Raw genomic sequence first — 13,532 nt, forward strand, 5'->3', positions numbered from 1 at the left:
ACCACGGACGGCACGCCATGATAAAGGCAGGGAGAGGACAACATGAACGCGATACGCGCAAAAGGCGTCACGCTGATCGAGCTGATGGTCGCGCTGGCCATCCTGGCCGTCGCCCTGACCCTGGGCCTGCCAGCGCTGGACGAGTTGCTGGCGCGCAACCGGCAGACCGCGCGCCTGCATCAGCTGCAGGGCGATCTGCACCATGCCCGCAGCCACGCGCTGACGCGACGCCTGCGCGTCGAGGTGTGCGGCTCGGCCGACGGAAAAACCTGCCAGGCAAGCTGGAGCCAGGGCTGGATCGCCCGCGAGCGTCGCAGCCAGCGCCTGTTGCTCGCGCACCAGCAAAAGGCCGACCCGACATTCCAGTGGAGCGGCTTCTCCGCCAGCATCCAGTTCATGCCCAGCGGCACCAGCCCGCAGAGCAACGGCCGCTTTCTGCAATGCCATCGTCAGGAGGTCGGCTGGCTGCTGATCCTCAACCGCCAGGGGCGCCTGCGCGTCGGCAGCACGAGCGAGAACCTCGCCGAGGTCGCACGCTGCCGGGGTCAATGACTCAGGCTGTGCAGCGCGTCATGCCGGCACCCGGCGCAGTTCCCTACCCTTCAGCTGCACCGCGCCCCGCAGGGCCGCCTCCCGGATGCCGGCCGGCGCAGCAAACGACGAGAGTAGCAGCGGACCATGACACAACGGCAGTACACCCGCGGGTTCACCCTGATCGAGCTGATGGTCGCCATCGCCGTACTGGCGATCGCCATCAGCACGGCCGTCCCCGCCTTCACCCAGACCATCCGGAGCACCCGCATGCAGGCGAGCAGCGACGAGCTGTTCGCCTTCCTGCTGCAGGCGCGCGCCCAGGCGGTCAACGAGCGGCGCACCTACCAGGTGCGCTGGCAGGAAAGCGCCGGGTTGCTCGACTCGGCCCTGGAGCTGGCTGCCGCCGCCACCCCGAATACCCTGGCAGGTCGCCTCGGTCTTGCCGACGAAGACATCGACGTGCGCCTCTTCGATGCCCAGGGCCGGTCGCTGCCGAAACTCTCGGGCAGCCACGCGCAGTATCACGCGCTGCAGTACCGGGCCAACGGCAGCGTCGGCAGCACGGTACTGCTGACGCTCTGTCGCGACGACGATCCGGCCAGCGGCCGACTGATCCGCATCCAGCCGAGCGGCTCGCCGACCCTCTATCCGCCCGGCAAGAAAGGGCACGGCAACGACGAAGACCTGACAAGCTGCTCGGAGCCTTAGCCATGACCCAACTCCTGCGCCCGAACGCGGGCTTCAGCCTGATCGAGGTACTGGTCACCCTGCTGCTGACCACCCTCGGCATCCTCGGCATGGTCGCCCTGCAGGCCAACGGCGTGATCTATACCCAGGACTCGATCCACCGCAATGCGGCGATCGAGCTGAGCAACGATCTGGCGGCGATCATCCGCGCCAATCCGGGCGAGATCGTCGAGCAAGCCGAGCCGCCTTTGCTCAGTGGTTTCAAAAGCGAAAGCCTGTTCTTCAAGGAGGAGAGCGGCAGCTTTTCTCCCGCCCTGCCCGCGGCAGACAGCACGGCAGACGCCTGCGCGGCACCGCAGACCGCCCAAGAGCAGCGCGACTGCTGGGCGACCCGGGTATTCGCCCAGCTCCCCGGAGCCGCCGAGCACCTGGACCAGATGCATGTCTGCCGCAAGTCGGACCCCGCGAGCAGCTGCGACAACCTCGGCAGCACCGTAGAAATCCAGCTGGCCTGGGCGGCCAAGGAAGGCACCTGCGGAGCAGGGCTCGACTACTGCACCTACAGAACAAGGATCGATCTATGAGCGGAGCCCGCCTGATCGCCGCCGGAAAGCAGCGCGGCCTGTCCCTGGTCGAGCTGCTGATCGCACTGCTGATCAGCAGCCTGTTGATCATCGGCATCACCCAGATCTACCTCGACAACAAGCGCAACTACCTGTTCCAGCAGGGTCAGGCCGGCAACCTGGAGAACGCGCGCTTTGCCAGCCTGCTGCTGGACAGCTACCTGAACAAGGCGGGCTATCGCCGAGCCCCGGAGCAGGCGATGGACGACGCCTTCCCCGCCGCCACGCCAAACGGCTGCATGGCCTTTGCCAAGGGAAGCGCCATCGTCCCGACCAGCGACGGCTTGGGTCTGTGCATCCGCTATCAGCCCCTGTACAGCACGGAGCCCGACTGCCAGGGCAACGCCAGCGCCGCCTTCGACGACAGCAGCGCCTTCAGCGCACCGCCCAGCAGCAGCCTGATCACCCTGGTCATCCGCTACCGCGCAGCGAACCCGACGAGCGAGCTGCACACCGGCGCGCTCAGCTGCCAGGCCGCCGGCGGCGCCAGCCCCACCGAACTGCTCGGCGGCGTCGCAGACTTTCGACTGGAGCTCGGCCTCGGCACACCGGGGGTACGCGACGAGAAAAAACTCAAGGTATCGCCGTTCGTTAGCGCCGCAGACTGGAAAGGTGACAGTACCGATGGGCCGATCCGCGCTGTCCGCTACCGCATGCTGCTGGCCAGCGAGGCGAACCGCCGCGACGACAGCACCGCTCCCAAGGCACTGGCGGAGTGGCTGGACAGTGCCGACAGCGCCACCCGCACCCGCCTGCAAAGCCACGACCAGCGCCGCCTCTATCACGCCATCGGCGGCAACCTGATCCTGAGGAACCTGATGCCATGAACGCCTCGCCCCATCGCCAGCGCGGCGTCAGCCTGCTGATTGCGCTGCTCATGCTGCTGGTCATCACCACCCTGGCCCTGAGCAGCCTGCGGGAAGCCTCCATGGAGGCGAAGATGACCGGCAACCGCGCCCTCCTCAACGACCTGCAGAACTCCGCCGACTCGGCGCTGCGCGAAGCCGAGTTCCGCTTCTACGGCGCCGGCGGCAAGCAGGAGCTGCTCGAAAAGCTCGAACCCACCGCCCGCAACTGCCGCAAGACCAACCAGCTCAAGAGCAACGGTATCAACCTGCCGTGTCTGCTGAACTTTGCCGAAAGCGAGCTGGCCAGCCTGCACAAGACGCCGCTGCTGGCGCTCAAGAACAAGGACGCCAGCAAAGGCAAGCCCCTCTACTCGCAGAGCGCCGCCAACGACGCGGACCTGCTCTGGATGCCCTACCGGGGGCTGAGCGCCGCCGAGCCGAGCCAGGGCCTGTACCCGGCGTACTGGAATACCACCCTGATCCGCTCGCTGAACGTCGAATACGGCCAGGAGCTGGAAGGCAAGGGCACCTATCTGTACCTGATCAACGCCACCTCCAGCCTGGACGAGAGCTCGGAGGACAGCTATCGGGCGACCCTGCAGTCGACGATCTCCAACATCTACATCGGCCTGAACAACTGAGGCTCACCGCATGGAACGGAACTCCTTCGGCAAACGCTCGACCGCTACCTGCAGCGTACTCGGCAGCTGCATCGCCATCGGCCTCGCCCTGCCCGCACACGCCGCCATCTCCCAGCAACCCCTGTCGCTTACCGAGGGCGTCTCGCCCAACCTGCTGGTCACCCTCGACGACTCGGGCAGCATGATCTGGGCCTACGCACCGGATGCGATCGAAGACTACAAGACCAGACCCGCCGGCCGTTCCAACGCCTTCAACGCGATGTACTACAACCCGGACGTCACCTACGAGGTGCCCAAGCAAGTCAGCTTCTCCAACGGCAACATCATCGTGACCGACTACCCGACGCCCTCGTTCACCAAGGCCTTTTGGAACGGCTTCGACCTGAAAACCTCGTGGGCCGAGTTCGATCTGAGCACGGAGTACAAAGTCCAGTGGGACACTGGCGCCTATAACGCGAAAAGCTTCGTCAGCACCTGCCCCTCCGGCATGCCAAAGAACAGCTGCAAAGACGGCGTCAGCCATGCCTACTACTTCAACTACAACGTCAGCAGCACGTGCCCGCCGCCGCCCAATACCAGTGGCAAAGACAGTTGCTACACCTACCAGAAGGTCAAGGACTCGGAGCGGACCAACTTCGCCATCTGGTTCTCCTTCTATCGCAACCGCAGTCTGGCCACCCGCACTGCGGCGAACCTGGCCTTCTACAAGCTGCCGGAGAACGTGCGCATCACCTGGGGCGCATTGAGCGAATGCTTCATTGGCAGCAACCAGGGCGGCCTGTGTTTCAACAACAAGATCGACGAATTCTCCGGCGCCCACCGGGAAAACTTCTTCAAGTGGCTGGCCAACTTCGAGGAAACGGGCGCGACCCCCCTGCACGCGGCGATGCACCGCGCCGGGAAGCTCCTCCAGAAAGAGTCGACCTACGTGAGCGCCGACGGCAGTTCCTCGTCCTGCCAGGCCAGCTATCACATCATGATGACCGACGGCGTGTGGAACTCCCGTACCGACAAGGACAGTCCCGGCAACAGCGACTCCGCCCTCCCCTATCCCTACAAGGACGCCTACTCCAACACCCTGGCCGACGTCGCCTATTACTACTGGAAGACCGACCTCAACACCAAGTTGCAGAACAACATCAGGAAGTACATTCCTTTCGTCGGTGCCAACGATCAGGCCACCTACAACGACCCGCGCAACAACCCGGCCGAATGGCAGCACATGGTCAACTTCATCGTCGGCCTCGGTCTGTCGCGCTCGCTGACCAACGCCACCGCACCCACCTGGACCGGCAGCACTTTCGGTAACGTCGCCGAGCTGATGGCCATGGGCAGCAACGGCAAGCGCTGGCCGGAGGTCGGCCCCAACGACCAGAACAACGTCTACGACCTCTGGCACGCCGCAATCAACTCGCGCGGCGAGTTCTTCAGTACCGACTCCCCCGACGCCCTAGTCGAGGCCTTCGCCAAGATCCTCAGCCGGATCGCCGACCGCACCACCTCGGCGGCCAGCCCGGCGATCAACTCGGGCATCCTCGAAGAAGCCGGCGACCAGTTGACCAGCTACAGCTACCAGACCTCCTACTCCAGCCGGGACAGTTGGTCGGGCGATCTCAAGAGCGCCACCAAGACCCGTACCTGGAACGCCGCCACCGGGCAGTTCAGTGTTGCCAGCACCGATGGCTGGAGCGCGCGGGACCGCCTGGACACCCGCGCCGGCAGCTGGTCGGCTCGCCAGATCATGATCGCCGGCGGCAACCACGCCAGCGGCCTGCAGCGCTTCAGCTGGAGCAACGCCGGAGACGCCGGCACAGTCGGCACCCTGGCCTACTACCTGCGCCAGAACCCCGATGACGGCGACATCCTCGAGCCGCTGAACGCCACCCTGGCTCAGGATCGCCTCGGCTTCCTGCACGGCGACCGCAGCCGGGAGGGCACCCTGTTCCGCGAACGGCGCAGCCTGCTGGGCGACATGATCGGCTCCAGACCAGCAGTGGTCCGCGGTGCACGCTATCTGCCCAGCCAGGCCGAACGCCTGGAAAACGACAGCAACTACCTGGCGTTCGCCAATACCCACAGAACGCGCCGGCCGCACATCTACGTCGGCGCCAACGACGGCATGCTGCACGTCTTCGACGCCGAGAGCGGCGACGAAACCTTCGCCTTCGTGCCCAGTGCGGTCTTCCCCCGCCTGCACAAGTTGACCGGCAAGAGCTACCAGGGCGCCGCGCACCAGTTCTACGTGGACGGCTCGCCGGTGATCGCCGACGCCTACCTCGACGGCCAGTGGCGCACCGTCCTGATCGGCACCCTGCGCGCCGGCGGCAAGGGCCTCTTCGCCCTGGACGTCACCGATCCCGCCGACATCCGCCTGCTCTGGGAGTTCGGCGCCGAACAACTGCCCAACGACTACACCGCACGCCTCGGCTACAGCTTTGCCCAGCCGACCGTGGCCCGCCTGCATCACGGCAAGTGGGCCGTGGTGGTCGGCAACGGCTATCACGGCGAAAACCACACCAACGGCAAGGCTGCCCTGCTGATCATCGACCTGGCCAGCGGCGAGCTGACCAAGAGCCTCGAAGTCAGCGGCGAGGAGGGCATCGCCAACGGCCTGTCGACCCCGACCCTGGCCGACATCAACAGCGACGGCGTCGCCGACTACGCCTATGCCGGCGACCTGCAGGGCAACCTGTGGCGCTTCAACCTCAGCCCGGCCAACAACCCGGCCGAGGCCCCCTTCTCCCGCGCCAACGAAGGCGACGGCGTGGTGCGCAGCTTCAAGGTGTCCTATGGCGGCGCCCCGCTGTTCCGCGCCGAGCACAACGGCGTGCGCCAGCCAATCACCGCGCCGCCGGCACTGATCCGCCATCCGACCGGACTCGGTTACCTGGTGGTGGTCGGCACCGGCAAGTACTTCGAGGAAGGCGACAAGTGGGGCCAGCGCAACGGCGACGTTGCGCTGCCGCAGAGCATCTACGGCATCTGGGACATCAAGACCGACAGCACCAGCCCCAACGACAGCCTGCAGCCGGACGCACTGACCCGCAGCGGTCTGCAGGCGCAGACGATGAACGCCGATCGGGAAGCCACGCTCTCCGGCAAGCCCGCCCGCCTGCTCACCGACACCCCCGTCACCTGGGCCACGCCGCCGGCAGCCGGCAGCACGACCTGGGGCACCGGCAAGTACGGTTGGTACTTCGATCTGCCCCTGGAGGGCGAGATGACGATCGAGCGAATGCAGGTCTTCGGCCAGACCCTGTTCTTCCAGAGCCTGGTGCCCAACAGCGATCCCTGCTCGCCCGGCGTCGAGAACTGGACCTACGCCATCAACCCGCAGACCGGCGGCCGCACCCGCCACCACGCGTTCAACGAGCACCGCAGCAGCGCCGACCCGGACAAGGTCATCTCCGCGGTCCAGCAGGACGGCGAAGGCGGCCTGACCCTGGGTCAGGAGCCCGACGGCGACTATGTGCTGTGCACCGGCCTGGACTGCGAGAGCGTGGCACCCGACCCCAGCAGCATCGGCCGCCAGAGCTGGCGGATCGTCGAGGAGGAGCAATGAGAAAACCACTGGCCGTCCTGCTGCTCGCAGCAGGCAGCGCCCTGGCGGGCACCGGCGTACAGGCCGTCGACAGCTTCGAGGAAGTCGGCCTGATCGAGGCCCTCGATCCACGCCAGCAACTGGTCACGGTCGACGGACGCACCTACCGCTTGCCCGCCCAGATCCAGCTCGATGGCCTGCCGGCCATCTCCCGCCTGCAGAGCGGGCGACTGATCGGCTTCAGCGGCGTCCAGCAACGCCCGTACCCGCTCATCGAATCCCTGTACCTGTATCCGACCCAAGCGGAGCCGCAACCATGAAGACGCCATCCGCCAGCCGAGGCTTCACCCTGATCGAGATGATGATCGTCGTGGCGATCGTCGGCATTCTTGCGGCCATCGCCTACCCCAGCTACCAGGAGTACGTGCTGCGCGGCAAGCGCAGCGAGGGCAGCGCCTTCCTGATGGACATCGCCGCCCGCCAGGAGCGCCACTATGCCCAGCACCACAGCTACGTGACCGCAAACAACCAGCTGTCGAGGCTGGGCGTGGCCGACAAGTCGTCCCAGCAGCACTACAGCATCGGCCTGGCCGCGAGCAGTGGCGACGGTGGCTATACCCTGACCGCGACGCCGGCCTTCAGCGACGAGCGCTGCGGCAACCTGACCCTGAACGCCCTCGGCACCAAGGGCGCCAAGGGCAAGACCAGTGCCGGCAGCGATGCCGACAAAACCCTGGTGCTCGGCTGCTGGAAATAGCCGCCGCGCGCGCAGCGGCTCAGTCGAGGGACTGCACCCGCAGTTCCTTGGGCATCGAGAAGGTGATGTTCTCCGCACGGCCCTCCAGCTCGACCAGCGCCTCGGCGCCCCAGGCCCGCAACTGTGCGATCACCCCCTGCACCAGCACCTCCGGGGCCGAAGCCCCGGCAGTGATGCCGACCCGGCCCACGCCGTCGAACCAGGCACGCTGCAGGTCCTCGGCGCCGTCGATCAGGTAGGCGGTGGTGCCCATGCGTTCGGCCAGTTCGCGCAGGCGGTTGGAGTTGGAACTGTTCGGACTGCCGACCACCAGCAGCAGCTCGCAATCCTCGGCCAGTTGCTTGACCGCATCCTGGCGATTCTGGGTCGCATAGCAGATGTCGCTCTTGCGCGGCCCCTGGATGGCCGGGAACTTGCTGCGCAGGGCATCGATGACACGGGCGGTATCGTCCATCGACAGGGTGGTCTGGGTGACGTAGGACAGCGCCGCGGGATTGCGCACTTCCAGCCGCGCCACGTCCGCCTCGTCCTCGACCAGGTAAATCGCCCCGCCGTTGCGCGCATCGTACTGGCCCATGGTGCCTTCCACTTCCGGATGGCCGGCGTGGCCGATGAGGATGCACTCCTGACCGTCGCGGCTGTAGCGGGCGACTTCCATATGAACCTTGGTGACCAGCGGGCAGGTGGCGTCGAACACCTTGAGGCTGCGCCGCTCGGCTTCGTCGCGCACCGCCTGGGATACGCCGTGGGCGCTGAAGATGACGATCACCTCGTCCGGCACCTGGTCGAGTTCCTCGACGAAGACCGCGCCACGGGCACGCAGGTCCTCGACCACGAACTTGTTGTGCACCACTTCGTGACGCACGTAGATCGGCGGGCCGAAGACCTCCAGGGCACGGTTGACGATCTCGATGGCACGGTCGACGCCGGCGCAGAAGCCGCGGGGATTGGCGAGGGTGATTTGCATGGCTGGTCTCGGCACGCGCAAGGGGGGATAAAAGCGGGATGCAGGGCCGGACGGCCCTGCGCACAAGCGGTGGACAGCGCGGCGCGCTATCCACCCTTATGCCGCAGCCGTCTGCTCAGACCGGCTGCACCTCGACGATTTCCACCTCGAAGGTCAGGCGCTTGCCGGCCAGCGGGTGGTTGAAGTCGATGGTCACCTGGGCATCGTCGAACTGCTTGACCACGCCCGGCAACTCGGCGTTGGCGGCATCGTTGAAGATGATCAGCAGCCCCTCGGACAGCTCCATGCCGGCGAAATTGCCGCGCGGCATGACCTGCACGTTCTGCGGGTTGGGCTGACCGAAGCCGTGCTCCGGCTCAATGGCGATCGAGCGCTTATCGCCGGCCTTGAGGCCGTACAGCGACTGCTCGAAACCGGGCAGCAGGTTGCCGTCGCCGACGGTGAAGGTGGCCGGGGACTTGCCTTCGGTGCTGTCGACCACCTCGCCCGATTCGAGCTTGATGGCGAAGTGCAGGGTCACCTGACGCTCGGGGCCAATGCGCTGTTCAGTCATTGCGGTCTCCGCTTTTCTCGGATTTGAACATGTCCACGGCCAGCAGCACGGCACCGACGCTGATCGCACAGTCGGCGATGTTGAAGGCCGGGAAGTACCAGCGGTTCTGCCAGTGAACCAGGATGAAGTCGATCACGTGGCCGTAGACCACCCGGTCGAACAGGTTGCCCAGCGCGCCGCCGAGCACCAGCGCCAGCCCCAGCGCCAGCCAGCCCTGACCGCGACGCGGCAGGCGCTTGAGCCAGACCACCAGCACGGCGCTGACGCCGACGGCGATCGCCGCGAACAGCCAGCGCTGCCAGCCGTCGTGGTCGGCGAGGAAGCTGAAGGCCGCGCCGGTGTTGTAGGCCAGGGTCCAGCTGAAATAGCCGGGAATGATCACGATCTGCTGGTACATCTGCAGACTGCCGTCGAAGTACAGCTTGGTGAGCTGGTCGAGCACGAAGACCAGCGCACTCAGCCACAGCCACGGCAGCGCGGAAGTGCGGGGGCTCATACGCAGCAGCCCTCAGCGCACGCCAACCGGATCGACAGGCGATCAGGCATGCTCGCGCACCTCGCCGTCGCCGTGCACGTTGTCGATGCAGCGGCCGCACAGTTCCGGATGCTCGGCGTGCTGGCCGACGTCCTCGCGGAAGTGCCAGCAGCGCACGCACTTGCCGTGCGCCGACTTGACCACGCGCAGCTTGAGCCCGGCCAGCTCGCTGTCCACCGCATCGGCCGGGGCGTCGGCGAGCGGCGCCAGGCTGGCGTAGGAGGTGATCAGCACGAAGCGCAGCTCGTCGCCCAGCTTGGCCAGGCGAGCGGCCAGCGCCTCCTCGGCGTACAGGGTGACCTCGGCCTGCAGGCCGCCGCCGAGGGTCTTGGCGTTGCGCTGGTTCTCCAGCTCCTTGTTGACCGCGGCCTTGACCGCCATCGCCTCGGCCCAGAACTCGCGGCCCAGCTGGGCGTCGGCGTCCAGTTCGAACAGACCGTCGTACCAGGTGGTGAGAAACACCGATTGGCTGCGCTCGCCCGGCAGGTACTGCCAGATTTCCTCGGCGGTGAAGGCGAGGATCGGCGCGATCCAGCGCACCAGCGCCTCGGCGATGTGGAACAGCGCGGTCTGGCAGGAGCGGCGCGCCACGCTGTCGGCGGCGGTGGTGTACTGGCGGTCCTTGATGATGTCGAGGTAGAAGCCGCCCAGTTCCTGCACGCAGAAGTTGTGCACCCGCGAGTAGACGTTCCAGAAGCGGTACTGCTCGTAGGCCTCGGTCAGCTCGCCCTGCAGGCGCGCGGCGGCGTCCACCGCCCAGCGATCCAGCGCCAGCATCTGCGACGGCTCCAGCAGGTCGGTGGCCGGGTTGAAACCGCTGAGGTTGGAGAGCAGGAAGCGCATGGTGTTGCGGATCCGCCGGTAGGCGTCGGCGCTGCGCTGGAGGATCTGCTTGGACACCGCCATCTCGCCGGAGTAGTCGGTGGCCGAGACCCACAGGCGCAGGATGTCGGCGCCCATGCTGTCGGTGACTTCCTGCGGAGCGATGACGTTGCCCAGCGACTTGGACATCTTGCGGCCGTTCTCGTCGACCACGAAGCCGTGGGTCAGCAGGCCACGGTACGGCGCGTGGCCGTCGATCGCCGCGCCGGTCAGCAGCGAGCTGTGGAACCAGCCGCGGTGCTGGTCGGAGCCTTCCAGGTAGAGGTCGGCGCGCGGGCCCTGTGCGTGCCCCATCGGGTGCGAGCCGCGCATCACGTGCCAGTGGGTGGTGCCGGAGTCGAACCAGACGTCGAGGGTGTCGCTGATCTTGTCGTACTGGGCGGCCTCGTCACCGAGCAGCTCGGCGGCGTCCAGCTTGAACCAGGCCTCGATGCCCTCCTGCTCGACGCGCTGGGCGACCAGCTCCATCAGCTCGACGGTGCGCGGATGCAGCTCGCCGCTTTCCTTGTGCAGGAAGAACGGGATCGGCACGCCCCAGTTGCGCTGGCGCGAGATGCACCAGTCGGGACGGTTGGCGATCATCGCGTGCAGGCGCGGCTTGCCCCAGCCGGGGAAGAATTCGGTCTGCTCGATGGCGTTCAGGGCGCGCTCGCGCAGGGTGACGCCCAGCTCGGGCTGCTTGTCCATGCCGACGAACCACTGCGCGGTGGCGCGGTAGATCAGCGGGGTCTTGTGCCGCCAGCAGTGCATGTAGCTGTGCTGGATGCCTTCGTGCTTGAGCAGTGCGCCGACCTCTTCCAGCTTGGCGACGATCTGCGGGTTGGCCTTCCAGATGAACTGGCCGCCGAAGAACGGCAGGTCCTTGACGTAGACGCCGTTGCTCTGCACCGGGTTGAGGATCTCGTCGTTGCTCATGCCGTAGTGCTTGCAGGTGCGGAAGTCGTCCTCGCCGTAGGCCGGCGCCGAGTGGACGACACCGGTGCCGGCGCCCAGCTCGACGTACTCGGCGAGATACACCGGCGAGAAGCGCTCGTAGAGTGGGTGGCGGAAGCGGAGGTGCTCCAGCGCGGCGCCCTTGGCGGTGGCCAGCACCTCGCCCTCGAGGCCGTAGCGCTGCAGGCAGGACTCGACCAGCTCGGCGGCCAGCACCAGCAGGCGAGCGCCGGTGTCGACCAGCGCGTAGTCGAATTCGGGGTGGACGTTGAGCGCCTGGTTGGCCGGGATGGTCCACGGCGTGGTGGTCCAGATGACGATGGCGGCCGGCTTGGCCAGCTCGCCCAGGCCGAAGGCGGCGGCCAGTTTGTTTTCATCCTCGATGGCGAAGGCGACGTCGATGGCGTCGGACTTCTTGTCCTGGTACTCGACCTCGGCCTCGGCCAGCGCCGAGCCGCAGTCGAAGCACCAGTTGACCGGCTTGAGCCCCTTGAACACGAAGCCGCCCTTGACCATCTCGGCCAGGGCGCGGATCTCGCCGGCCTCGTTGGCGAAGTTCATGGTTTTGTACGGGTTGGCGAAGTCGCCGAGCACGCCGAGGCGGACGAAGTCGGCCTTCTGGCCCTCGATCTGCTCGCTGGCGTAGCTGCGGCACAGCTCGCGGGTCTTGTCCGCCGGCAGGTTCTTGCCGTGGGTGACCTCGACCTTGTGCTCGATCGGCAGGCCGTGGCAGTCCCAGCCCGGCACGTAGGGGGCGTCATAGCCCGCTAGGGTCTTGGAGCGGACGATGATGTCCTTGAGAACCTTGTTGACCGCGTGACCGATGTGGATGTTGCCGTTGGCGTAGGGCGGGCCGTCGTGCAGGACGAACTTCGGCCGGCTTTCGCCGAGGGCGCGCAGCTGGCCGTACAGGTCGATCTCTTCCCAGTACTTGAGCATTTCCGGCTCGCGCTGCGGCAGCCCGGCCTTCATCGGGAATGCCGTTTCCGGCAGGTTCAGGGTCGCTTTGTAGTCGGTCATTTCAGGTTCTCTAACGGTTGACCCTGCCAGTGGGCACGGGCGGCGGCGATGTCCGCGGCGATCGCCGACTTCAGTGCCTCCAGGGAGGCGAAACGTTGCTCGTCGCGCAGCTTGCGGTGGAACTGCACCGCCAGACGGCGGCCATAGAGATCGCCGGAAAAATCCAGCAGATGAACTTCCAGATGGGCACGGCCGTCACCGTCCACACTCGGACGCGTACCGATGTTGGCCACCCCGGCGCAGCGCCGCCCGTCCAGCTCGGTGCTGACCAGATAGACCCCCTGCAAGGCCGGGCGCAGGCGATTGAGGCGCAGATTGGCGGTCGGCGCACCCAGCTGGCGTCCGAGCTTCTGGCCATGCAGTACCCGTCCGCTGATGCAGTAGGGCCGCCCGAGCAGGCGCTCGGCCATGGCGAAGTCGGCGGCGGCCAGCACCTCGCGCACCCGCGTGCTGCTGATGCGCACGCCGTCCAGGGCGATGGTCGCCGCCGACTCGACGCTGAAGCCCTCGCGCTGCCCGGCCTCGACCAGCAGGTCGAAGTCGCCGGCACGGTCGCAGCCGAAGCGGAAGTCGTCCCCCACTTCCAGGTGCACCACGCCGAGCCCCTCGACGAGGATCTGGTGGACGAACTGGTTGGCGGAAAGCTCGCGCAGGCGGCGGTTGAAGGTCAGGCACAGCACCTGATCGACGCCACAGGCGCGCAGCAGTTCGAGCTTCTCGCGCAGGCTGGAAATCCGCGCCGGGGCCTTGTCGGGGGCAAAGAACTCGCGCGGCTGCGGCTCGAAGATCACCACGCAGCTGGGCAGCCCGGCCTGCGCCGCACGCTCGCGCAGGCGCGCCAGGACGCCCTGGTGACCGCGGTGCACGCCATCGAAATTGCCGATGGTAGCGACGCAGCCACGCTGGCAGGAGCGCAGATTATGGAGACCTCGGACCAGTTGCATAACACGCATCTTGCTCGAAAAGTGGTCGATTATACCCATGCACAGGCACAAGGCGTAGGCCTGTGAC

At 66.7% G+C, this 13,532-nt stretch carries 14 protein-coding genes; 9 read left to right on the forward strand and 5 right to left on the reverse strand.

Annotation, left to right across the window (positions count from 1 at the left end):
• Window positions 1–42 precede the first annotated feature (42 nt).
• From BLU22_RS02145 to BLU22_RS02180, 8 genes are all read left to right on the forward strand, one after another.
• Window positions 43–552 (forward strand): GspH/FimT family pseudopilin, encoded by a 510-nt coding sequence (locus BLU22_RS02145; RefSeq protein ID WP_090216186.1) that lies wholly within the window; start codon window positions 43–45, stop codon window positions 550–552.
• 126 nt (window positions 553–678) lie between these two features.
• Complete coding sequence (locus BLU22_RS02150) at window positions 679–1,242, forward strand: GspH/FimT family pseudopilin (RefSeq protein WP_090216189.1); 564 nt, start codon at window positions 679–681, stop codon at window positions 1,240–1,242.
• 2 nt (window positions 1,243–1,244) lie between these two features.
• Window positions 1,245–1,805 (forward strand): type IV pilus modification protein PilV, encoded by a 561-nt coding sequence (gene pilV / locus BLU22_RS02155; protein ID WP_231975256.1) that lies wholly within the window; start codon window positions 1,245–1,247, stop codon window positions 1,803–1,805.
• Window positions 1,802–2,671, forward strand: a complete 870-nt coding sequence (locus BLU22_RS02160; RefSeq protein ID WP_090211770.1) for a prepilin-type N-terminal cleavage/methylation domain-containing protein — start codon at window positions 1,802–1,804, stop codon at window positions 2,669–2,671. The genes pilV and BLU22_RS02160 overlap by 4 nt, the downstream gene beginning before the upstream one ends.
• Entirely contained in the window at window positions 2,668–3,333 is a 666-nt protein-coding gene (locus tag BLU22_RS02165; RefSeq protein ID WP_090211771.1) for a pilus assembly PilX family protein, read from the forward strand. The genes BLU22_RS02160 and BLU22_RS02165 overlap by 4 nt, the downstream gene beginning before the upstream one ends.
• A gap of 10 nt (window positions 3,334–3,343) precedes the next feature.
• Entirely contained in the window at window positions 3,344–6,895 is a 3,552-nt protein-coding gene (locus tag BLU22_RS02170) for a pilus assembly protein (RefSeq protein WP_090211773.1), read from the forward strand.
• Window positions 6,892–7,194 carry a PilY2 family type 4a fimbrial biogenesis protein gene (locus tag BLU22_RS02175; RefSeq protein ID WP_090211774.1) on the forward strand — a complete coding sequence of 101 codons (303 nt, stop codon included), beginning with the start codon at window positions 6,892–6,894 and terminating at the stop codon, window positions 7,192–7,194. Before BLU22_RS02170 ends, BLU22_RS02175 begins: the two co-directional genes overlap by 4 nt.
• The gene (locus tag BLU22_RS02180) at window positions 7,191–7,631 is read left to right on the forward strand and encodes a type IV pilin protein (protein ID WP_090211776.1); all 441 of its coding nucleotides are present in this window, start codon (window positions 7,191–7,193) and stop codon (window positions 7,629–7,631) included. Before BLU22_RS02175 ends, BLU22_RS02180 begins: the two co-directional genes overlap by 4 nt.
• Before the next feature lie 19 nt (window positions 7,632–7,650).
• Here the strand turns inward: BLU22_RS02180 and ispH are convergent, their stop codons facing one another.
• The 5 genes from ispH to ribF all read right to left on the reverse strand — a co-directional run bounded on the left by ispH (window position 7,651) and on the right by ribF (window position 13,438).
• Window positions 7,651–8,598, reverse strand: coding sequence for a 4-hydroxy-3-methylbut-2-enyl diphosphate reductase (gene ispH / locus BLU22_RS02185; protein ID WP_090211778.1), 948 nt, complete (start codon window positions 8,596–8,598; stop codon window positions 7,651–7,653).
• Window positions 8,599–8,713: 115 nt separating this feature from the next.
• On the reverse strand, window positions 8,714–9,151 hold the full coding sequence (locus BLU22_RS02190; protein ID WP_090211779.1) for an FKBP-type peptidyl-prolyl cis-trans isomerase: 438 nt from the start codon (window positions 9,149–9,151) through the stop codon (window positions 8,714–8,716).
• Complete coding sequence (gene lspA, locus BLU22_RS02195; protein ID WP_090211781.1) at window positions 9,144–9,647, reverse strand: signal peptidase II; 504 nt, start codon at window positions 9,645–9,647, stop codon at window positions 9,144–9,146. The genes BLU22_RS02190 and lspA overlap by 8 nt, the downstream gene beginning before the upstream one ends.
• A gap of 42 nt (window positions 9,648–9,689) precedes the next feature.
• Entirely contained in the window at window positions 9,690–12,521 is a 2,832-nt protein-coding gene (gene ileS, locus BLU22_RS02200; RefSeq protein WP_090211782.1) for an isoleucine--tRNA ligase, read from the reverse strand.
• On the reverse strand, window positions 12,518–13,438 hold the full coding sequence (ribF, locus tag BLU22_RS02205; RefSeq protein ID WP_231975285.1) for a bifunctional riboflavin kinase/FAD synthetase: 921 nt from the start codon (window positions 13,436–13,438) through the stop codon (window positions 12,518–12,520). The genes ileS and ribF overlap by 4 nt, the downstream gene beginning before the upstream one ends.
• On the opposite strand from ribF, the gene BLU22_RS15185 reads away from it, so the two are divergent.
• On the forward strand, window positions 13,382–13,531 hold the full coding sequence (locus BLU22_RS15185) for a hypothetical protein (protein ID WP_231975313.1): 150 nt from the start codon (window positions 13,382–13,384) through the stop codon (window positions 13,529–13,531). The two genes, ribF and BLU22_RS15185, sit on opposite strands and share 57 nt — an antisense overlap.
• Window position 13,532 lies beyond the last annotated feature (1 nt).

The sequence above is a fragment of the Pseudomonas guangdongensis genome (genome assembly GCF_900105885.1).
Lineage (GTDB): Bacteria > Pseudomonadota > Gammaproteobacteria > Pseudomonadales > Pseudomonadaceae > Geopseudomonas > Geopseudomonas guangdongensis.